At 52.0% G+C, this 19,132-nt stretch carries 20 protein-coding genes, 1 pseudogene and 1 riboswitch; of the genes and pseudogenes, 10 read left to right on the forward strand and 11 right to left on the reverse strand.

Annotated features, from left to right (window positions below; translation table 11 throughout):
• Nucleotides 1-16: 16 nt before the first annotated feature.
• From ACVBEF_RS09825 to ACVBEF_RS09840, 4 genes are all read left to right on the forward strand, one after another.
• Nucleotides 17-1,072 (forward strand): branched-chain amino acid ABC transporter permease, encoded by a 1,056-nt coding sequence (locus tag ACVBEF_RS09825; RefSeq protein WP_447123758.1) that lies wholly within the window; start codon nucleotides 17-19, stop codon nucleotides 1,070-1,072.
• A complete protein-coding gene (locus ACVBEF_RS09830) occupies nucleotides 1,072-2,883 on the forward strand; it encodes a branched-chain amino acid ABC transporter ATP-binding protein/permease (RefSeq protein WP_447123759.1) in 1,812 nt (603 codons plus the stop codon). Before ACVBEF_RS09825 ends, ACVBEF_RS09830 begins: the two co-directional genes overlap by 1 nt.
• Nucleotides 2,876-3,643 (forward strand): ABC transporter ATP-binding protein, encoded by a 768-nt coding sequence (locus ACVBEF_RS09835; RefSeq protein WP_447123760.1) that lies wholly within the window; start codon nucleotides 2,876-2,878, stop codon nucleotides 3,641-3,643. Before ACVBEF_RS09830 ends, ACVBEF_RS09835 begins: the two co-directional genes overlap by 8 nt.
• 83 nt (nucleotides 3,644-3,726) lie before the next feature.
• Nucleotides 3,727-3,878, forward strand: a riboswitch (FMN riboswitch).
• A gap of 182 nt (nucleotides 3,879-4,060) precedes the next feature.
• The gene (locus ACVBEF_RS09840; RefSeq protein WP_447123761.1) at nucleotides 4,061-4,570 is read left to right on the forward strand and encodes a 6,7-dimethyl-8-ribityllumazine synthase; all 510 of its coding nucleotides are present in this window, start codon (nucleotides 4,061-4,063) and stop codon (nucleotides 4,568-4,570) included.
• 20 nt (nucleotides 4,571-4,590) lie between these two features.
• Here ACVBEF_RS09840 and ACVBEF_RS09845 read toward each other — a convergent pair whose 3' ends face one another.
• The 5 genes from ACVBEF_RS09845 to gpmA form a co-directional block, all read right to left on the reverse strand.
• Entirely contained in the window at nucleotides 4,591-4,764 is a 174-nt protein-coding gene (locus ACVBEF_RS09845; RefSeq protein ID WP_447123762.1) for a hypothetical protein, read from the reverse strand.
• A gap of 86 nt (nucleotides 4,765-4,850) precedes the next feature.
• On the reverse strand, nucleotides 4,851-5,597 hold the full coding sequence (locus ACVBEF_RS09850) for a HesA/MoeB/ThiF family protein (RefSeq protein WP_447123763.1): 747 nt from the start codon (nucleotides 5,595-5,597) through the stop codon (nucleotides 4,851-4,853).
• A 130-nt stretch (nucleotides 5,598-5,727) separates the two neighbouring features.
• Nucleotides 5,728-7,239: a S41 family peptidase gene (locus tag ACVBEF_RS09855; protein WP_447123764.1), complete on the reverse strand. Its 1,512-nt coding sequence runs from the start codon at nucleotides 7,237-7,239 to the stop codon at nucleotides 5,728-5,730.
• A 3-nt stretch (nucleotides 7,240-7,242) separates the two neighbouring features.
• A complete protein-coding gene (locus ACVBEF_RS09860; protein WP_447123777.1) occupies nucleotides 7,243-8,679 on the reverse strand; it encodes a murein hydrolase activator EnvC family protein in 1,437 nt (478 codons plus the stop codon).
• A 119-nt stretch (nucleotides 8,680-8,798) separates the two neighbouring features.
• Complete coding sequence (gene gpmA, locus ACVBEF_RS09865) at nucleotides 8,799-9,545, reverse strand: 2,3-diphosphoglycerate-dependent phosphoglycerate mutase (RefSeq protein WP_447123765.1); 747 nt, start codon at nucleotides 9,543-9,545, stop codon at nucleotides 8,799-8,801.
• Between the two features lie 147 nt (nucleotides 9,546-9,692).
• On the opposite strand from gpmA, the gene ACVBEF_RS09870 reads away from it, so the two are divergent.
• From ACVBEF_RS09870 to ACVBEF_RS09890, 5 genes are all read left to right on the forward strand, one after another.
• Nucleotides 9,693-10,094: a rhodanese-like domain-containing protein gene (locus ACVBEF_RS09870; RefSeq protein WP_447123766.1), complete on the forward strand. Its 402-nt coding sequence runs from the start codon at nucleotides 9,693-9,695 to the stop codon at nucleotides 10,092-10,094.
• A 17-nt stretch (nucleotides 10,095-10,111) separates the two neighbouring features.
• Entirely contained in the window at nucleotides 10,112-10,387 is a 276-nt protein-coding gene (gene grxC / locus ACVBEF_RS09875) for a glutaredoxin 3 (protein ID WP_447123767.1), read from the forward strand.
• A gap of 201 nt (nucleotides 10,388-10,588) precedes the next feature.
• The gene (secB, locus tag ACVBEF_RS09880) at nucleotides 10,589-11,104 is read left to right on the forward strand and encodes a protein-export chaperone SecB (RefSeq protein WP_447123768.1); all 516 of its coding nucleotides are present in this window, start codon (nucleotides 10,589-10,591) and stop codon (nucleotides 11,102-11,104) included.
• Nucleotides 11,105-11,246: 142 nt separating this feature from the next.
• A complete protein-coding gene (locus ACVBEF_RS09885; RefSeq protein ID WP_447123769.1) occupies nucleotides 11,247-11,705 on the forward strand; it encodes an SH3 domain-containing protein in 459 nt (152 codons plus the stop codon).
• 180 nt (nucleotides 11,706-11,885) lie between these two features.
• The gene (locus tag ACVBEF_RS09890; protein ID WP_447123770.1) at nucleotides 11,886-12,908 is read left to right on the forward strand and encodes an NAD(P)H-dependent glycerol-3-phosphate dehydrogenase; all 1,023 of its coding nucleotides are present in this window, start codon (nucleotides 11,886-11,888) and stop codon (nucleotides 12,906-12,908) included.
• A 75-nt stretch (nucleotides 12,909-12,983) separates the two neighbouring features.
• Here ACVBEF_RS09890 and hslU read toward each other — a convergent pair whose 3' ends face one another.
• The gene (gene hslU / locus ACVBEF_RS09895) at nucleotides 12,984-14,336 is read right to left on the reverse strand and encodes an ATP-dependent protease ATPase subunit HslU (protein ID WP_447123771.1); all 1,353 of its coding nucleotides are present in this window, start codon (nucleotides 14,334-14,336) and stop codon (nucleotides 12,984-12,986) included.
• An 80-nt stretch (nucleotides 14,337-14,416) separates the two neighbouring features.
• On the reverse strand, nucleotides 14,417-14,953 hold the full coding sequence (gene hslV / locus ACVBEF_RS09900) for an ATP-dependent protease subunit HslV (protein ID WP_447123772.1): 537 nt from the start codon (nucleotides 14,951-14,953) through the stop codon (nucleotides 14,417-14,419).
• Nucleotides 14,954-15,020: 67 nt separating this feature from the next.
• Here hslV and ACVBEF_RS09905 point away from each other — a divergent pair, with 67 nt between their 5' ends.
• A complete protein-coding gene (locus ACVBEF_RS09905) occupies nucleotides 15,021-15,170 on the forward strand; it encodes a hypothetical protein (protein WP_447123773.1) in 150 nt (49 codons plus the stop codon).
• A gap of 62 nt (nucleotides 15,171-15,232) precedes the next feature.
• On the opposite strand, the gene ACVBEF_RS09910 is transcribed toward ACVBEF_RS09905, so the two are convergent.
• From ACVBEF_RS09910 to ACVBEF_RS09925, 4 genes and pseudogenes are all read right to left on the reverse strand, one after another.
• Complete coding sequence (locus ACVBEF_RS09910; RefSeq protein ID WP_447123774.1) at nucleotides 15,233-16,576, reverse strand: STAS domain-containing protein; 1,344 nt, start codon at nucleotides 16,574-16,576, stop codon at nucleotides 15,233-15,235.
• Nucleotides 16,577-16,913: 337 nt separating this feature from the next.
• A complete protein-coding gene (gene dksA, locus ACVBEF_RS09915; protein WP_447123775.1) occupies nucleotides 16,914-17,399 on the reverse strand; it encodes an RNA polymerase-binding protein DksA in 486 nt (161 codons plus the stop codon).
• A 395-nt stretch (nucleotides 17,400-17,794) separates the two neighbouring features.
• Nucleotides 17,795-18,871, reverse strand: coding sequence for a CobW family GTP-binding protein (locus tag ACVBEF_RS09920; protein WP_447123776.1), 1,077 nt, complete (start codon nucleotides 18,869-18,871; stop codon nucleotides 17,795-17,797).
• A 70-nt stretch (nucleotides 18,872-18,941) separates the two neighbouring features.
• Nucleotides 18,942-19,037 (reverse strand): annotated as a pseudogene (locus ACVBEF_RS09925) (Fur family transcriptional regulator); the annotation flags it as partial.
• Nucleotides 19,038-19,132: the final 95 nt, after the last annotated feature.

Here is a 19,132-nt window from a genome sequence, read left to right on the forward strand (position 1 = left end):
CATTTAAGGCCGCGTTATGGACTTATCAATTGCCGCCATTCTGGCGCAGGACGGCATTACCAGTGGCGCGATTTACGCCTTGCTGGCATTGGCGTTAGTGCTGGTTTTTTCTGTCACGCGGGTGATTTTTATACCGCAGGGTGAATTTGTCGCCTTCGGTGCGTTGACGATGGCGGCGTTGCAGGCGGACCATTTTCCGTTGTCGGCAACCTTGCTCGTGGTGCTGGGAATCATCAGTTTTGTGCAGGAGACATGGACCATTCTGAGCACGCCCGAATCGCGTCTCAGTGCGGCGCGCAGCATCCCGTTGGCAGGGCTGAAATTTGTGCTGCTACCGCTTGCTATTTATGCGCTCACTCGCCTCTACGGTCACGCCAGTTTGCCGATGGCGTTGCAGGTGTTGCTGACCTTGCTCATCGTAGTGCCGATGGGGCCGATGATTTATCGGCTGGCGTTTGCGCCATTGGCAGAGGCGAGCACGCTGGTGTTGTTGATCGTATCCGTGGGTGTGCATTACGCGCTCATGGGGATTGGCTTACTGATGTTTGGCGCAGAAGGTTCGCGCACGTTGCCGTTTTCTGATGCGCGTTTTGAGATTGGCGGCCTGGCGATGACCGGTCAAAGCGTGGTGATTGTCGGGGTTTCTCTGGCGCTGATTGTGGCGCTGTATGTGTATTTTGAACGGACATTGTCGGGCAAGGCGCTACGCGCCACGGCGGTTAATCGCTTGGGTGCGCGCCTGGTGGGAATCGGGACCACGCAAGCAGGGCGGCTGGCGTTTACGCTGGCGGCGGCGTTGGGCGCATTGAGTGGGATATTGATCGCACCGCTGACGACGGTGTATTACGACAGCGGATTTTTGATCGGCTTGAAGGGATTCGTAGGCGCGATTATTGGCGGTCTGGGGAGTTATCCGATTGCCGCTGCGGGTGCGGTGTTGGTCGGTTTACTGGAGTCGTATTCGTCATTCTGGGCCAGCGCTTTTAAAGAGGTGATTGTGTTTACCTTGATTATTCCGGTACTGTTGTGGCGTTCGCTCACGAGCAAGCACGTTGATGAGGGCGATCAATAATGGCTGCCTTTTTACGATCCTCCTTGTCCATCGCGGTGTGTGCGATTTTCTTGATCATTATTGCCTTGCTGCCGATTCTGCCGACCCCTGAATACTGGATTACGCTGGCCAACTATATTGGCTTGTATTCCATCGTGGCGTTGGGGTTGGTACTGCTCACTGGTATCGGTGGTTTGACATCGTTCGGGCAGGCTGCCTTTGTCGGTTTGGGTGCTTATTCGACGGCGTATCTGAGTACGCGGTATGGGATTTCGCCGTGGATCGGCATGCTCGCAGGTCTGGGCGTGACGATGATTGCGGCCTTGAGTATCGGTGCGATTACGATGCGGTTGTCGGGCCATTATTTGCCACTGGGGACGATTGCCTGGGCCTTGTCGCTGTTTTATTTGTTCGGCAATCTGGACTTTTTGGGTAAGTACGATGGGCTCAACGGGATTCCATCAATCGAGCTGTTCGGCATCACGCTCGATACAGGACGCAAGATGTTTTACCTGATTTGGGCGATGTTATTGGTGGGGTTGCTGGGTGTGCAGAATTTATTGAATTCACGTCTTGGTCGAGCGATCCGGGCGCTCAACGGCGGCGGTGTGATGGCCGAGGCGATGGGGGTCAATACGGGCTGGATCAAGATCGTGATTTTTGTTTTAGCCGCATTGCTGGCGAGCGTTTCCGGCTGGTTGTATGCGCATTTGCAGCGCTCGGTTAATCCGACGCCGTTTGGTTTGAATGCCGGGATTGAGTATTTGTTTATGGCCGTAGTCGGTGGTGCAGGCTATGTCTGGGGCGCGATTTTGGGTTCGACTTTGTTGACCTTGCTCAAGGATCAGTTGCAATCGTGGCTGCCGAAATTGTTAGGGGCGAACGGCAATTTTGAAACCATTGTTTTCGGTATTGTGATGGTGTTGTTGTTGCAGCGTGCGCGTGAAGGTCTGTGGCCTTATTTGCGACAATTGGTGCCGACAAAACGCTATGCGATAGCGCCAAAAACGGCTCCCGCATTGGCGCAACGCGCAAAACTGCCGCACGGCGAAATCGTGCTCGCAGTCGAATGCGCGCGGAAAGAATTCGGCGGCTTGGTGGCGGTCAATGACGTTGGATTCACTGTCGCAGCAGGAGAAATCGTCGGCCTGATCGGTCCCAACGGCGCAGGAAAATCCACGATGTTCAACCTCATCACGGGGGTCTTGCCACTGACCGCCGGATCGGTGCAATTTCGGACCGACGGCAGGTTGCAGCACATTGGCGGTTTGCCGTCGCGCCAGATTGTGCGGCGTGGGATTGCACGCACGTTTCAGCACGTGCGCTTATTGCCGACCATGACGGTGCTGGAGAACGCGGCGATTGGTGCCCATTTGCGCGGTCAGCATGGCGATCTCGCAGGCGTCGCAACCGGTTTGTTACGCTTGAATAAAACCGAAGAAAAGGTATTGTTGTTCGAGGCAAAAGTACAGCTCGAACGGGTCGGTCTGGGTGCTTTGTTGTATGAAGAAGCCGGGAGTCTGGCGCTGGGTCAGCAACGCATACTGGAGATCGCGCGCGCCCTGTGTTGCGATCCGACCTTGCTGCTGCTCGATGAACCGGCGGCGGGTTTGCGTTATCAGGAAAAACAGGCGCTGGCGGTGTTGCTGCGTAAGCTCAAAGCCGAAGGTATGAGTATTTTGTTAGTCGAGCATGATATGGATTTTGTCATGACCCTGACCGACCGTCTGGTGGTGATGGAATTCGGGACCAAAATTGCCGAGGGCTTGCCCGCCGACGTGCAGCAAAACCCGGCGGTGCTGGATGCTTATTTGGGAGGCATTGATGACTAACTTGATCACTAGTTTGATCACTACACCGGTTCTGGAAGTCCACGATCTGCACGTCGCTTACGGCAAAGTCGAAGCCTTGCATGGTGCGAGCTTGCAAGTCGGTGCCGGCCAGATCGTCACCGTCATCGGTCCCAACGGTGCGGGTAAATCGACGATGCTCAATGCGATTGCCGGGGCCATGCCCAACAATGGCAGTGCACGCGGTAAAGTCAGCCTGCTCGGGCATGATATGCAGGGCGTCGCCATCGAGACGCGGGTAGCACGTGGTATGAGTCTGGTGCCGGAAAAGCGCGAGTTATTTGCCAGCATGAGCGTGGAAGATAATTTGTTGCTGGGCAGCTATCGGCGTTACAAAGCTGGTGAAAATGGTTACGCCGATCAGTTGCCGGTGGTCTATGATTTATTTCCGCGTTTGCAGGAGCGACGCAAGCAACAGGCCGGTACGCTCTCGGGCGGTGAGCGTCAGATGCTGGCAGTCGGACGGGCCTTGATGGCTAAGCCGCAATTACTGATGTTGGATGAGCCTAGTCTGGGCCTGGCACCGTTGATCGTGAAGGAAATTTTTCACATCATTGTGCGCTTGAAGCAAACCGGCGTGGCGATTCTGTTAGTCGAGCAAAACGCCCGTGCGGCGTTGCAGGTGGCGGACTATGCCTATGTGCTGGAGACTGGAGATATGGTCATGGAAGGGCCTGCTGCGCAGTTGGCGAGCGATCCGAAGGTGATCTCAGCGTATCTGGGCTTGGCGAAAGGGACTTAATCAACTCGCTGGAGCAGTAATCCGACAAACATGTTAAATTTCCGCCTCGGCTGGCCGTTGTACTTAATTACACGGATAGCCGAATACGTTCTCAGGGCGGGGTGAAATTCCCCTCCGGCGGTAATGACACGCAATGTGTCTAGCCCGCGAGCGCTTGTTGTTTATGCGGCAAGGTCAGCAGACTCGGTGTGATTCCGAGGCCGACGGTGATAGTCCGGATAAAGAGAGAGCGGGATGCAATAAGAACTGGTTCACAATCTGTTTGCGTCTGGCGTTGGCGTTTTTAAGTCAGTTGATGATGGCAGTACTGCAAGCGATGAAGAGTCAGTTCCGGGCGTGCTTGCGCACGTCTTGATAATCCCCATCGATCCAAAACGCTCTGTTTTTTTATGCATGATCTAAAAACAGGAGTCATCAATGCTGCAATCATCAATCGTTGCAAAATCCACACCGCAAGCAGGTCAACGCATCGCTTTCATCCAGGCCGGTTGGCATCGGGAGATCGTCGATCAAAGTCGTTTGTCCTTTATTTCTGAAATCACCAGTCTTGGTTACGCTGAATCGGACCTCGATTTTTTCGAAGTCGCGGGCGCGTTTGAAATTCCATTGCACGCTAAATTGCTGGCCAATAGCGGTAGGTATGCCGGGATTGTCGGCGCAGGCTTAGTCGTTGATGGCGGAATTTATCGCCATGAATTTGTGGCGCAAGCAGTTATTTCGGGACTGATGCAGGTGCAGCTGGAAACCGGCGTTCCAGTGTTTTCGGTTGTGCTGACACCGCATCATTTTCATGCTGGCGATGAGCATCAGAAATTTTACTTTGAACATTTTTTGGTGAAGGGGGCTGAGGTGGCAAGAGCGTGTGCGTCTACTGTGCGCGCAATACGTCAGCTAAGTGAGCAGCCTGTGTTGGCATATGCAGCTTGAGGTTGTTTGATCCGTTGACTTTATACGCTTAAATCAATGTTTATTTGCGCTGCATCCGTGTGATTCGGATGCAGCGTCAAGCCGACAGCTTCGAGCGCCTCTTCTCTTTTCTGTTCTTTGTTCTGTTCTTTGTTATGTTCATTGCGCATTTTATTGGCCCCTGCTTTGGCTCGTCCGATTGATTCTGGTGACATGGTTGACGCCACCAACTAGGAAAATTTCTTAGCCATTTCTTATCCCATCTTTTTAAAAAGTTTTCGATTTTCTTCATTGAGAATACTTAATGTCCACACACCGGGCAAGCAGCATCCCGCGCCACATTAATCCGTATCCATTCCATCGTCCGTGCGTCCAGCATCAGTAATTGCCCGGCCAGCGAAGTCCCAATCCCCATGATCAGCTTTAATGCTTCAGCCGCTTGCATGCTGCCGATGATGCCGACCAGCGGCGCAAATACGCCCATCGTGGCGCAGTGCACTTCTTCAAATTCACGATCCGGCGGGAACAGGCAGGCGTAGCACGGTGAGGTTGCCGAGCGTGGATCGAAGACGCTGATCTGGCCGTCGAAACCGATGGCGGCACCTGAGACTAATGGCACTTTGTGCGCAACGCAGGCGCGATTGATGGCGTGGCGGGTGCTGAAGTTGTCGCTGCAATCGAGTACGACATCGGCGTTGCTGATCAATACGTCGAGGCGGGTTTGGTCGGCGCGTTCGGCTATGCAGATGATGTTGATGTCAGGGTTGATTTGCGTGAGCGCTGTTTTTGCCGATTGCACTTTGGGCTGGCCGATGCGCTCGTTGGTATGCAGGATTTGGCGCTGCAAATTGGTGAGTTCTACGGTGTCGTTATCGACAATCGTGATGGTGCCGACGCCAGCGGAGGCGAGGTAGAGTGCCGCCGGTGAGCCTAGTCCGCCAGCGCCAATAATGAGGGCGTGGGCTGCCAGTAGTTTTTCCTGACCGTCAATATCAATATCGTCGAGCAAGATATGGCGGGAGTAGCGCAGCAATTGTTGATCGTTCATGGTGTCGGGCACGGATTTGGCGGTAAAAAAAGAATAAAAAAGAGAGAAAAAAAGCCGCATCAATTGATGCGGCTTTCGAAGGTGTTTAACGCAAGGATTTAAGCTGAATTAAGTCAATTATTTTAGTCGATTATTTTTTATCGTCTTTTTTGAGGCTGCCTTTAGTCACTTCGTTAATCAGCTCCTTGTCGCTTTTTTCCTCAGCCGTCACATCTTTTTCTAACTCAGACTTGGATTCGACTTTTGCCAGTTGTACCGGTAAGCCCTTCAAATAATTCAAGGCTTGTGTCAGCTGGAAGTCTTCTTTAGAGCCGAATTCCAGCGGTTTGCGTTTTCTGGCAAGTGCCATGAGACGTTGATCTTCTTCCAGTTCATCGGCTTTCGGCACGACCGAGGCGATGTTGGCGTCTTTATCTTTGTCGTTACTCAAGTGCTTGGTCAGATCGGCTTCGCGCACGCGCAGGCCTTTGAGCAAATCACCTTCTGCGTATTCGTCGACCAGCATATCGGGGATGATCCCTTTGGCCTGAATCGAGCGACCGTTTGGCGTGTAATAACGCGCAGTCGTCAGCTTGACAGCCGTTTCGCGGTTAGGCGGCAGGGCGACGATGGATTGGACCGAGCCTTTGCCGAAGGTTTGCGATCCCATGATGATGGCGCGCTTGTAGTCTTGCAATGCGCCAGCGACGATTTCAGAAGCCGAGGCGGAGCCGGTATTGACCAGCACGACCAGTGGGATTTTTTTCACAGCCTCAGGCAATTTTGCCAACTCGTCCATGCCCGGTCCTGAAGAATAATATTCAGGCTTGGCTAAGAAGCTCGCTTTTGAACTTGGCAATTGACCATTGGTGGTGACGACGACAACATCTTTCGGCAAGAAGGCGGCGGAAACCCCGATCGCGCCCGGCAGCACGCCACCCGGATCGTTACGCAAGTCGAGTACCAGACCTTTCATTTTCGGGTCTGCGGCGTACATGGCTTCAATTTTTTTGGCCATGTCGTTGACGGTGGGTTCCTGGAATTGGGTGATGCGTATCCAGCCATAACCGGGCTCAACAACCTTGGATTTGACGCTTTGGACACGAATTTCCTGGCGCGTTATGACGATGATCAGCGGTTTATCTTCGTCTTTGCGGGCGATCGTGAGTTTGATTTTGGTGTTGGGCTCGCCACGCATGCGTTTGACGGCCTGATCCAGTGTCATGCCCTTGATCGGTGCGTCATCGAGACGCGTAATCAGATCTCCGGCCTTGATACCGGCACGGTAGGCTGGCGAATCTTCGATCGGCGAGATGACTTTAACGTAGCCTTCTTCCATGCCGACTTCGATACCGAGGCCGACGAACTTGCCTTGCGTCATTTCGCGCAGTTCTTTGTAGCCTTTTTTGTCCAGATAGGACGAATGCGGGTCTAGTGACGCGACCATGCCGGAAATGGCTTCGGTTAATAGTTTTTTGTCGTCTACCGGCTCGACATAGTCAGACTTGATGAGTCCGAATACGTCTGCCAGTTGCCGCACTTCTTCCAGCGGCAATGGCGCTGTCGCACTTTTTTGTGCAATGGCATCAAATTGAATTGAGGCGGCGACGCCTGCGATCACGCCTAAACTAATGAGGCTGATGTTTTTGAGCTTACTTCCCATGTTTCACCTAGTAGTTACCCAACCGATTGGGTCAAACGCACGGCCTTGATGCCGAATTTCAAAGTATAAACCTGATTGTTCGTTGCCGCCGCTGTTACCTGCATTGGCAATGGTGTCGCCGACTTTGACTGCGTCGCCGGGACGTTTCAATAAGGTCTGATTGTTGCCGTAAATGGTCATGTATTCATTGCCATGATCAACAATGATGAGATTGCCGAACCCACGTAGCCAGTCGGCAAAGACGATTCGTCCAGCGGCGACCGCCTTGACTTCGGTGCCTTCCGGGGCGCGTATGAAGACACCTTTGGATGCCGGGCCATCGCCGCGTTTGCTGCCGAATTTGTTCATCAGGTCGCCCCGTAGCGGCAAGCGCAACAGGCCGCGCAAGGATGCAAACGGTTTGCCGTAGGCGGCGGCTTGCGAATCGGCGTCCGGGGTCAGGTCATTGCGTGCTATCGGTGTTGTTGGTGCTGTTGATGCGGCTGCACTTTTCGGTGGCGGTTGATCGTCCTCGATCGGGTCCGGGGTAAAGGCGGGGACGGTTGGTGCTTGCGGCGCTGTGTTGGGCTTTTTGGCTAAAGCGTCGCGTTGTTGCTGGCGTTGGCGTTGTTGTTTCTGCGCCTGCGCCAATGCCCGTGCGGCTTCGGCTTTTGCCAATGCTGCGGCTTGCGCTTTGGCGATTTGTTCCTGCCGGCGTTGTTCACGCAGAATCGCTTCGGCTTTCTTTTGGGCTTCGATCAAGGCCGCCAGCTTATCGACCAAACCAGCCAGACGCCGCTCGTCGCGCTCGGTCTTGCCGACTTCTTTGCGTTGCGCAGCCAGTTTGCCCGAGAGTTGCGTCAGCAGTAGCGAGCGGGTGGTTTTTTGTTTTTCGAGGACCGCTTTCTGATCGCGTTGCTCAAGTGCAATTTCATCGAGCGCATCTTTGGCGTTTTGGGTGTCGGTCTGATTGGCTTCAACCGCCTGCAAGTTAATGCGTAGTGCATCAATCAGCCTGGCCTGGGCTTTGGAGACGTAGCCCATGTATTGCAATTCGCGATTAATTTGATTTGGGTTGTCGCCCGATAGCAATAATTTGATGCGGTCTTCGTTACCGGCCAGATATTGCTGGCGCAGTAAGGAGGCCATTTGGGCTTGTTGGGCGGCAACGGTTTTACTGAGCTCGGCATGTTTTTTGGATAAATCATCGAGCGTGGCCTGGGTCTGTTTTTGTTCTCCGCTCAGATCAAATAGTGCACGATTGGCTTTCGAGATGGCGGCTTCGGAATCTGCCAGCGCATCGGCGGCATCGTCTTTTGCGGTTTCTGTCTGGTTGATGTCGCTTTTTAGGGCATCCAATTTTTGTTGTAATTCGGTACGTTCGGTTTCGGCGATTTGTTTTTGTTGGCTGCGTTCGGTGAGTTTGGGTGCTGCTGTTACTGGATTGGTTGCCAGCGCCATGGCAAGGACGAGGGCGAACATAGTGAACACCGGGCGCACAGCAAACAGCGCCGTTGGCGCTCTTTGCATGCTGCGCCCGGCCTTTTGGGCCGGGGGATGCAATCTCATCGGAGTGATATTTATTGCGCTTTTCCCTGATTGGCAACGGCGTGCATCGCCGCGGCAATGGCTGCCTGGTCGCCCAGATAGTAACTTTTAATGGGTTTGAGGTCGGCGTCGAGCTCATAGACGAGCGGTTGGCCGTTCGGGATGTTGAGGCCGACGATAGCTTCGTCGCTGATGCCGTCAAGCATTTTGATGAGCGCACGCAAGCTGTTGCCGTGGGCTGAAATGATAATGCGCTTGCCGCTGCGAATGGCGGGCGCGATGGTGTCGTTCCAGGCAGGCAGCACGCGGGCGACGGTGTCTTTCAGGCATTCGGTGAGGGGGATTTCTTCACGCTTGAGATGGACGTAGCGGGGGTCGTCATAGGAGGCGCGGGGATCGTTTTCATCCAGCTTGAGCGGCGGCGTATCGTAGCTGCGACGCCAGACCATGACTTGTTCATCGCCGTATTTAGCGGCTGTCTCGGCCTTGTTGAGTCCTTGCAACGCGCCGTAGTGGCGCTCATTCAAGCGCCAGTCGTGCTGCACGGGCAGCCACATCAAATCCATTTCATCGAGCGTGCCCCAGAGTGTGCGGATGGCGCGCTTGAGGACTGAGGTGTAAGCCAGGTCGAAACTGAACCCGGCTTCCTTGAGTAGCTTGCCAGCTTCTCTGGCTTCGGCGACGCCTTTTTCGGTCAGATCAACATCGACCCAGCCAGTAAAGCGGTTAGCCAGATTCCAGGTGGATTCGCCGTGGCGCATCAGAACAATTTTATACATAGGTAAATGAAGGGAGTAGTTGAAGGAAGTAGTGAGCAATGGTGTAAATAATTAACGCACGGCAATCAATGCGAAAATGACGAATAGGATGGCGCTTGAGCGCTTCTATTTTATAATGTCGCGATTAACTAATACCATTGGATTCCTGTGAAATTCTTGATTGATAATATTTTTGTGCTCGGTTTGGTCATTTTGTCGGGCGGAGCGCTGATTTTCCCGTTGTTGCAACGACGCGGGAACAAAGTAACAACACTACAAGCAACGCAACTGATCAATCAAGGCAAAACGTTATTGCTCGATGTCCGCGACGTTGAGAGTTTTTCCGCTGGTCATTTAATCGATTCGAAAAACATTCCTCTGAAAGATCTGTCGCATCGCTTAGTCGAAATAGACAAATTCAAAGCGAAGAATGTGATTGTCGTTTGCCAGACAGGGACGCAATCGTCCAAAGCTGAAATACTGTTAGCCAAAGCTGGTTTCGCGCAGGTGTATAGCCTCGACGGCGGCATCGCAAGTTGGCATACCCAAGGTCTGCCGACCATCAAATAACGTAAAAAGAGAAGCTTATGACCCCCCACGTTTTAATGTATAGCACTGCTGTATGTCCTTATTGCATGCGCGCAGAGCAGTTGTTGAATGCTCGCGGTGTTGAGAGTATCGAAAAAGTACGGATTGATCTTGATCCGCAACAGCGCGATGAAATGATGACCAAAACCGGACGACGTACGGTCCCGCAAATTTATATTGGGGAGACCCATGTTGGTGGCTTCGATGATTTGAAGAAACTCGATGACGAGGGCAAGTTACAGGCTCTGCTGCAAGGTGCATCGGAAGCGGTTTAATGCCAGGAGCCTTCAATCGGGCTAGTAACGTGAGCAAGGTTGAGGCAATACTCTAAATATAGGGCATGTGCAAAGTTGCTTCGGTTGCTCAACGAGTATTTAATCGATGATGCAATCAGATTCAAAGATCGTATGTGATAGTTGCAACACCATTGTGTGGGTGGCAAACGCCATCCATTTTTAAATTTACCGAAAGAGTTTATGGCCGACGACATTATAAAAACCGAAAATACTGAAGCAAATGATCAGCCAATATTTCAGATCCAACGTGTATACCTGAAAGATTTGTCGCTTGAGCAGCCGAATTCGCCAGCTATTTTTCTCGAGCAAGATGCCCCGAAAATCGAAGTCGCTGTAGACGTCGGTGCGGAGCCATTGGCTGAAGGCATTTTTGAATCGACCGTGACCGTGACCGTCACCGCCAAGATCAACGATAAAGTCGCTTTTCTGGTCGAAGGCAAGCAGGCTGGCATTTTTGAAGTGCGCAATATTCCCGCTGAGCAGTTAGATCCTTTGCTGGGTATCGGTTGCCCGAATATCATTTATCCGTACCTGCGTGCCAATATCGCTGACGCCATCACCCGCGCTGGTTTTCCGCCGATTCATCTGGCTGAAATCAACTTTGAAGTGTTTTATCAGCAGCGCAGCCAGGCAATTGCCGAACATCAAGGTAGTAAAGACAGCATCGCAGTAGACGGTAGCAATACGATTAACTGATCACTTAGCGACGGTAGAAGTTTCAGGAGCCTGTCGGACTTACGGAATCGCTTCTGTAAGTCCGACAGGCTCCTCTGTTTGCAAGAATAACGACGGTGGTGTGCAAGCCGTTCGGGTACTCGTAGTAAGTGGAGACGATAAAATGAAATTTGTACGTGTAATCAGTACGGTAATGACCACGGTGTTGGTCGCTTTTGGCGCCGCTGGCGTGGCGCATGCGCTGGATTTCAAGAGCGTGGGCGCAGCCCCCGTTATCCTCTACGACGCTCCATCTGAAAAAGGCCGACGCGTTGCCATCGCCCCGCGTGGTATGCCAGTCGAAGTCGTGCTGACCTATGGTGAGTGGACCAAGGTGCGCGATACCAGTGGTGATTTATCTTGGGTACAGTCGAGTGGGCTAGTGAGTAAACGCAATCTGCAAGTCAAGGTCGCCAATGCCAAAATCCTTGCCAACCCTAATGAGACGGCCGCTGAAGTATTTAGCGCCGATAAAGGTGTATTGCTGGAATTGGTTGATCCGGTTGTATCAGGCTGGGTCAAGGTGCATCACCGTGATGGTCAGACTGGCTATATAAAAGCAACTGAGGTGTGGGGTAGTTGATCTAAGTGCTTGCTGTGCCTCATCAGGTAGCATCATATGATGCGATATCACATCATGCGACATCAATGTTTCAATGCTGCAGCCTTCGCTGCTGTACTTGCCGCATGATAGTCCCGCCATTTTATTCATTTCCCTTTTTTATACAACGATTGGTCTTTTGTGCCCGCCAACTCCGCTCCCATGAATATCACGATACTCGGCGCTGGTGCGTGGGGTTCTGCGCTGGCGATCGCGTTAGCGCAACGTCATAACGTGTTGCTGTGGGGGCGCGATGAGAAAACTATCGCCGCCATTTCACAGCAGCGCGAAAATATTGTTTATTTACCCGGTTTGCATTTGCCAGCCAATTTGATCGTCAGCGCTGATTTTGCGCAGGCCATCGCGCATGTCAGTCCGGCTCGGAGTACGGACTCTGGCGTAAATGACAATCTGCTCATTATTGCATCGTCAGTTGCCGGGCTACGCTCTTTGGCAGAGAAATTGCAGGGCCTGCCAGTGCCGAATATCGTTTGGCTATGTAAAGGTTTTGAAGAGCAGACCCGTTTGCTGCCGCATCAGATCGTACGGCAAGTACTGGGAGACAGCATTCCTGCGGGTGCGCTTTCGGGTCCTTCGTTCGCACAGGAAGTCGCCCGTGGTTTACCTTGCGCGCTGGCCATTGCAACGGATCATCCGGCACTCTCCGAGTGCGTCGTTGCCGCCGTGCATGGCGGCAACATCCGTGTGTATTCGACCGACGATCTGATCGGGGTCGAAGTCGGGGGCGCGGTTAAAAACATTATGGCGATTGCGACCGGAGTTGCCGATGGTCTTCATCTTGGACTTAATGCGCGGGCGGCTTTGATCACCCGTGGCTTGGCTGAAATTACGCGACTTGGCACGGCGCTCGGTGGCCGTAGCGAAACTTTTATGGGCTTGTCAGGTGTCGGCGATTTGATTCTGACCTGCACGGGCGACCTCTCCCGCAATCGCAAAGTCGGTCTCGGCTTAGCGCAAGGTAAAAGTCTGGAGGACGTAGTGGCAGAGTTGGGCCACGTGGCTGAAGGAGTGCGTTGTGCCGCCGCTGTCAGAGCATTGGCGCAGGAACTTGGAATAGATATGCCGATTACCAATGCGGTGGCTGGCGTGTTATTTGATGGCGATTCGCCCGGTGCGGTGGTGGAATTGTTTCTGTCGCGTACGCCGCGCGAAGAGTCGGCCTAAAAGAGGCCACTGAAGGCAAAAAAGGTGGGATGACATCGCAATGTCATCCCGCTTTTTCATATTTGCGACCTATTTTTACAGCACATAGCGCGATAAATCCTCATTCACTGCCAGCGCCCCGAGTCGCAGATCCACGTAAGCGGCGTCGATCTTTAACATTTTTTCACCCGCACCAGTAGCGCTATAAGAGATTTCTTCCAGCATTTTTTCCATCACGGTATGCAGACGACGCGCACCGATGTTTTCGGTTTTTTCGTTGACCGAAAAAGCGATTTCAGCCATACGCGTAATTCCTTCCGGCACAAACTCCAGCGTGACCCCTTCAGTTGCCAGCAACGCTTCATATTGCGTGGTCAGGCAAGCATCGGTGCCTGTCAGAATGCGCTCAAAATCGGAAATCGACAGGGAGTCGAGTTCTACCCGAATCGGGAAGCGCCCCTGCAGTTCCGGGATCAAATCCGATGGCTTGGCCAGATGAAATGCCCCCGATGCGATGAACAAAATGTGATCGGTTTTGATCATGCCGTACTTGGTGTTGACGGTTGTGCCTTCGACTAGCGGCAGCAAATCGCGTTGCACACCAGCACGCGAAACGTCAGCGCCGTTCGTTTGGGAGCGGGTGGCAATTTTGTCGATTTCATCAAGAAACACAATGCCGTTTTGTTCAACGTTAAAGATCGCTTTTTGTTTGAGCTCATCTTCATTGAGCAGTTTTGCGGCTTCTTCTTCTATCAGCAGTTTGAGCGCGTCCTTGATCTTGACCTTGCGGCTTTTCTTGCGGTTGTTGCCCATGCCGGAAAACATCGACTTAATTTGCTCCGTCATTTCTTCCATGCCGGGTGGGGCCATGATCTCCATCTGAGGGGCGCTTTCTGCCAATTCGATTTCGATCTCGCGGTCATCGAGAGAGCCTTCGCGCAGACGTTTGCGAAAAGTCTGGCGGGTCGCATTGCCTTTGTCCTTGGCATCGACTTCGACAGGGACATCTTGCTCGGGATGGAAACCAAAATCGCGGGCCGGTGGCACCAGAATGTCGATTACCCGATCTTCTGCCGCATCTTCAGCGCGTGACCTTAACTTACGCATTTCAAACTCGCGCGTTTGCTTGATACCGATATCGATCAGATCGCGAATGATGGTTTCGACGTCGCGGCCGACGTAGCCGACTTCGGTAAATTTTGTGGCTTCAACTTTGATAAACGGCGCGTTTGCCAATTTGGCCAGACGCCGTGCAATTTCGGTCTTGCCCACGCCGGTGGGGCCTATCATCAAAATGTTCTTAGGCGTAATTTCGTGACGCAGTGGTTCTGCAACTTGCTGACGACGCCAGCGGTTACGCAGTGCAATGGCGACTGCGCGTTTGGCTTTGTCTTGTCCGACGACATGTTTGTCGAGTTCAGAGACGATCTCTTGGGGGGTCATATTCATGTTTTTTGGATCCGTGTAAGTCCGGTTCGTCACAGGCGCGCAGGTGGATGTGCTCGCTCTTGGTTTGGCCGGGGGCAGAATTAATTGAGCGTTTCGATGATGTGCGATTGATTGGTATAGATACAGAGGTCTCCTGCAATGACCAGGGATTTCTTGACGATTTCAGCAGGTGTCAGGTCCGTATTGTCGTATAGGGCCTTGGCTGCAGATTGCGCGAAAGTGCCACCTGAGCCAATAGCACCGATGCCGTCGGTGGGTTCCAACACGTCGCCATTTCCGGTAATTACCAGCGTGGTGTCGCGGTCGGCAGTGAGTAACATTGCTTCGAGCCGACGCAACATGCGGTCGGTGCGCCATTCTTTGGCCAGATCGACCGAGGCGCGCATCAAATTGCCTTGATGTTTTTCCAGTTTTGCTTCGAATAGATCGAGGAGGGTGAAGGCGTCTGCGGTGCCGCCGGCAAAGCCGACCAAGACCTTACCGTGGTACAGCGTACGCACTTTGCGGGCAGTGCCTTTCATTACAACGTTGCCGAGGGTTACCTGTCCGTCACCACCGAGGGCAACGGAGTTTCCGCGTCGCACGGAGAGGATGGTGGTGCCATGAAATTGTTCCATTATGCTTGCCTAAAAAAAGCGGACCGAGCGTGCGGCAGTTGGGCAAACTGGACGATTCGGACCAGCCATGCGGCATCCGGATGTCGGACGTCGGCGCATGGTTCTGCTAGCGCCTATGCGCGTATTTGAAAAAATGGGGGCGTCTGGTGTGATTGCAAGCATCGATTTCTTGCAAATGAATTGGATGCCATTGACTGTGAGCGTCTTGGTTTCATAGGCATAGCCACGCTATTGGTATGTTTTGTGGTGTGAGACTGACATAAAGACGACAACAGACCTTTAATTTTTGCGCGTATAAATACTGATCACGTCGTACAGCCCCATGACTTTAAACAGGGCGGCAACGAGGTGATTGACGTCATGAAATTCAATTTTACGGCCTTGCGCAATGAGGGGGTGCAAGCCATTCATTAATTGCCCGGCTGCATTGAAATCTATTCTTGCCAGACGTGAACAATCGATCAGTGCCGGGTGATGGTGATGCCCATGGGCTTGCAACTCTGCTAGCAGAGCATCAATTCGACCCTCAATTAATGTCGGCATTTGAAAAGATGGCTGACTCTTTATCGATTGACGATTACTGGTTGTTTCATTGTTGGCTGTTGTCACTTTGGTCACTGGCGCAACAAATGGCGGCGGGGATACTTCGAAGGTGATGCTGTAATCAATGCTGATATCTTCGAAAGCTTGCTCATTATTTAATAAATGCAAAATTTCGAGCAACAGTAACCATGGGGCTGTGGTTTCATCGCGTCGGCCTACGCTCAGAATTGCACGGATGTTGTCGGCAAGTTCGGTAGTGCCGACCAGAATCAGCTCAAGTCCCGATTTTTGTAGTTTTTTCAGCATGCGTAGCAATAAACCGCAGCCGACGGAGTCGACCGATGTGATTTGCGTGAATTCGAGTCGCAAAGTTGCGTGCGTTACGCTGAGTTTTTGTATCCGTTCTAATTGTTTGCTGATGTGGATATCGAGCTTTCCCGAAAAAGGAATGATCGGAATGGGACTGGAATTCTCATGTAAATCCGTGTCCTGATGGAGGATGCGTTTTTTGTTCCAGGTTGGTGGCGAGGTTTCAAATTTATGCGCAAAATCGACCGATAAATCGTCGAATTGGTGTTGTTTCCCATTGATGTGATACAGGTCCAACAACATCCACCAAACAATATCGGTGGCAGCGCCGAGACCATCTTCCAGAATAGCTTCTTTGAGTAGCTGTTCGGCGATATCGGATTGCGAATTGGCAAATAGCAGGGCGGCCTCTTCTACCACCGCTGGTGTGCCTGAGACTGATACTTCAATGCTGGCAGTTCTGAAGTCGCTACCTAAGAAATCGTTGGAGCTATTGTTCGCGCTTGGCTTCGCATGATGGACGATTTTTTTGCGCGTTGCAGTGTCCGACGGCATCGTGCCGATGATCGTTGTCGGATCGGTCAACTCGGAAGACATTTCAGACGCAATTGCATCGATTTTCATCGCGGTCTTATTGCCTGTCGTCGTTTTTTTCCGGGTTGTACCAGTTCCAGTTTCCTGATCGGCAGGTTCTGTTGTGAGGGGGGCGGGACTTGCCGCCGTATTGCTGTTTTGGCGGGTATTTTTGCTAAAAAACGAGAAAATCCTCACGTTGATCCTAAGCGATGAATTGATGATCGTTGTTGCGCTTCAATATTGGTAGCTGCGCTGAAGTCGGCCTGATAAGGCAGGCCAATAGTGTAGTCTGATATGCGTAGCTTGAGAGCAGTTGAGGTTTCACTTTTAGGTGAAAAGCTGTTCTGGCAGATGCTAGTGGGTTGGGATCATAACGCGAATGGCGGCTATTGATATGCCGTGCAGAAACAGGCTAAACCTGATCTGAGAATATTAATTTGACGAAAGGGATAAGGGTAAAAATTGAAACCCTGCGTGCCGTAGTTAAACGGGCGCAGGGTTGACGGCAGAATGACCAGTTGGTCGTCAGGTATTAATCACCGTATAACTTTTGTTTCAGTTCACGCCGTTGTTGTGCTTCGAGTGACAGGGTTGCTGTTGGTCGGGCTAATAAACGTGGGATACCGATAGGCTCACCAGTTTCTTCACACCAGCCGTATTCGCCAGCATCAATTGATGCGATCGATTGTTGTACTTTTTTCAGTAATTTGCGCTCACGGTCCCGTGTTCGCAATTCCAGCGCATGCTCTTCCTCGATGGTGGCGCGGTCTGCAGGGTCTGGAACGAGTACGGTTTCACGCAGATGCTCAGTGGTTTCTCCGGCGTTTCTCAACAGATCTGTTTCCAGCTGTTTTAGACGCTCTCTGAAGAAAGCCAGTTGTGCCTTGTTCATGTAGTCTGTTTCGCTCATCGTGACGATTTGCGCTTCTGTCAACAGGGCGGCATCAGGGGTAGGGTTGGTTGTTTTGGTAGCCACTTCGCTTACTTTCGATACGACGTATTTTTCAATCTTATCCATTTACTCAGTACATAAGGCATATTTGTAATGCCCTTGTTGTTACTTGTACTGAGTTTGGCCCTTGGGAGTTCTCTTTGAGGTAATGCCACTAGTAGGCTGTAGGACTTACGGGACATCCCCTAAGTCCTACAGCCTGCTAGCGGCAATAGACGCTGTGCGGAAAGTATCTTGCCAACTGAGAACTTAAGTCCTATAACGATTAAAAACGCTTTTTATTGCGATCAATTTGTTGGTTGGTCAAGAATTTTACATTAGGTTTGATGCCAAAGTGTGCAGGTTTTTCACTTGCGACCATAGTTCAGGACACTCTCTAGCGTCACTTCTTATGATGACTTACTTACTAACCCCAGGATTTGCGCAAAATTGTATTTTCCTTAGCGCAAAACTGCCATAGGTTATACCAGACATTGCTCAAGACCGCGAATAAAGATGTCTTTCGGCAGGTTCTTGCCGATGAAGACCATTTTGCTGGCGGGGGTTTCATTTTCTTCCCATTTCGCGCCGACGTCGCTGCCCATAATTTGGTGTACACCCTGAAATACGACTTTGCGATCAGCGCCTTGCATCAACAATATACCTTTGTAGCGCAACATGCGCGGGCCATACACTTGCACTAATCCACCTAAAAATTCATCTAGTCTGGCTGAATCAAATGCGCGTTCACTTTTAAAGACAAAGGCGGCAATATCGTCAGTGTGATGGGCATGGTGATGATTGTGGTGATGGGGTGCCTTTTCATCGTGCGCATGTTGATGCGATGAATGTTCGCAATCGTCGCCAGTATGGTCATGTTCGGTATCGTCGTGGGCTTCTGCGTCGGCAAGAAAATCAGGGTCAATTTCTAGTTTAGCGTTGAGATTGAAGCCGCGGATGTCCAGAATGTCGCCGATCGGGGTGTGGGACGGATCGAGTCGGATAATCGAGGCACGCGGGTTGATTCGGGTCAGGCGAGCGGTGAGTGCTTTGACTTCGGATGGACTCACCAGATCGGTTTTCGAGAGCAGCAATTTGTCAGCAAAGCCGACCTGGCGTTGCGCCTCTTCCTGATCGTCGAGTTGTTGCATGGCGTGTTTGGCATCGACAACTGTGATGATGGCGTCGAGCATGTAATGCATCGCCACTTCTTCGTCAACGAAGAAGGTTTGCGCTACCGGGCCAGGGTTGGCCATGCCGGTTGTTTCGATGATGACGTGGTCGAACTGCAATTCGCCAGCATCGCGGCGACGTGCCAGCGAACTTAAGGCAACGATTAAATCGCCGCGCACGGTGCAGCAAATGCAGCCGTTGTTCATTTCAATGATGTGCTCAGAGCTGTCTTGGACCAGGATCTCATTGTCGATATTTTCCTGGCCGAATTCGTTCTCGATAATGGCAATTTTATGGCCATGCGGCTGCTGCAAAATGCGGTTCAACAGCGTGGTTTTACCTGCGCCGAGAAAGCCGGTAAGGATAGTGGTTGGAATGAGTGCCATGTTGTTTTTAAAGGGGTCAATGAATGTAGTGGGCTATACGAGCCGAGATACGCGGCTATGTGCGGTGTTCTTAATGGGCGCAATCAGCGCACCAGCCTTTGATCGTCAGTTCGATGTCGTGGCCCTCGAAACCTTTGCCGAGTGAGTCTTGCAAGGCTTGTTGCAAATGGCGACGTAGCATTGCAGGCGATGCTATGGCGGCTTCTTCGCCCTTTTGGTCTGATCGATTCGTGCTCGATGAACCGGGCGCTTAGAGAAGCT

This window comes from Glaciimonas sp. GG7 (genome assembly GCF_052976905.1).

Excerpts from the sequence above, each read along its gene's own strand:
- hslV (WP_447123772.1), bottom strand. The coding sequence starts at position 14,953 with ATGGAACAATTTCATGGCACCACCATCCTCTCCGTGCGACGCGGAAAC.
- ACVBEF_RS09835 (WP_447123760.1), top strand. The coding sequence starts at position 2,876 with ATGACTAACTTGATCACTAGTTTGATCACTACACCGGTTCTGGAAGTC.
- hslU (WP_447123771.1), bottom strand. The coding sequence starts at position 14,336 with ATGAATATGACCCCCCAAGAGATCGTCTCTGAACTCGACAAACATGTC.
- secB (WP_447123768.1), top strand. The coding sequence starts at position 10,589 with ATGGCCGACGACATTATAAAAACCGAAAATACTGAAGCAAATGATCAG.
- grxC (WP_447123767.1), top strand. The coding sequence starts at position 10,112 with ATGACCCCCCACGTTTTAATGTATAGCACTGCTGTATGTCCTTATTGC.
- ACVBEF_RS09825 (WP_447123758.1), top strand. The coding sequence starts at position 17 with ATGGACTTATCAATTGCCGCCATTCTGGCGCAGGACGGCATTACCAGT.
- ACVBEF_RS09920 (WP_447123776.1), bottom strand. The coding sequence starts at position 18,871 with ATGGCACTCATTCCAACCACTATCCTTACCGGCTTTCTCGGCGCAGGT.
- ACVBEF_RS09855 (WP_447123764.1), bottom strand. The coding sequence starts at position 7,239 with ATGGGAAGTAAGCTCAAAAACATCAGCCTCATTAGTTTAGGCGTGATC.
- ACVBEF_RS09845 (WP_447123762.1), bottom strand. The coding sequence starts at position 4,764 with ATGTCACCAGAATCAATCGGACGAGCCAAAGCAGGGGCCAATAAAATG.
- dksA (WP_447123775.1), bottom strand. The coding sequence starts at position 17,399 with ATGGATAAGATTGAAAAATACGTCGTATCGAAAGTAAGCGAAGTGGCT.
- gpmA (WP_447123765.1), bottom strand. The coding sequence starts at position 9,545 with ATGTATAAAATTGTTCTGATGCGCCACGGCGAATCCACCTGGAATCTG.
- ACVBEF_RS09860 (WP_447123777.1), bottom strand. The coding sequence starts at position 8,679 with ATGGCGCTGGCAACCAATCCAGTAACAGCAGCACCCAAACTCACCGAA.
- ACVBEF_RS09890 (WP_447123770.1), top strand. The coding sequence starts at position 11,886 with ATGAATATCACGATACTCGGCGCTGGTGCGTGGGGTTCTGCGCTGGCG.
- ACVBEF_RS09885 (WP_447123769.1), top strand. The coding sequence starts at position 11,247 with ATGAAATTTGTACGTGTAATCAGTACGGTAATGACCACGGTGTTGGTC.
- ACVBEF_RS09830 (WP_447123759.1), top strand. The coding sequence starts at position 1,072 with ATGGCTGCCTTTTTACGATCCTCCTTGTCCATCGCGGTGTGTGCGATT.
- ACVBEF_RS09905 (WP_447123773.1), top strand. The coding sequence starts at position 15,021 with ATGCGGCATCCGGATGTCGGACGTCGGCGCATGGTTCTGCTAGCGCCT.
- ACVBEF_RS09850 (WP_447123763.1), bottom strand. The coding sequence starts at position 5,597 with ATGAACGATCAACAATTGCTGCGCTACTCCCGCCATATCTTGCTCGAC.
- ACVBEF_RS09840 (WP_447123761.1), top strand. The coding sequence starts at position 4,061 with ATGCTGCAATCATCAATCGTTGCAAAATCCACACCGCAAGCAGGTCAA.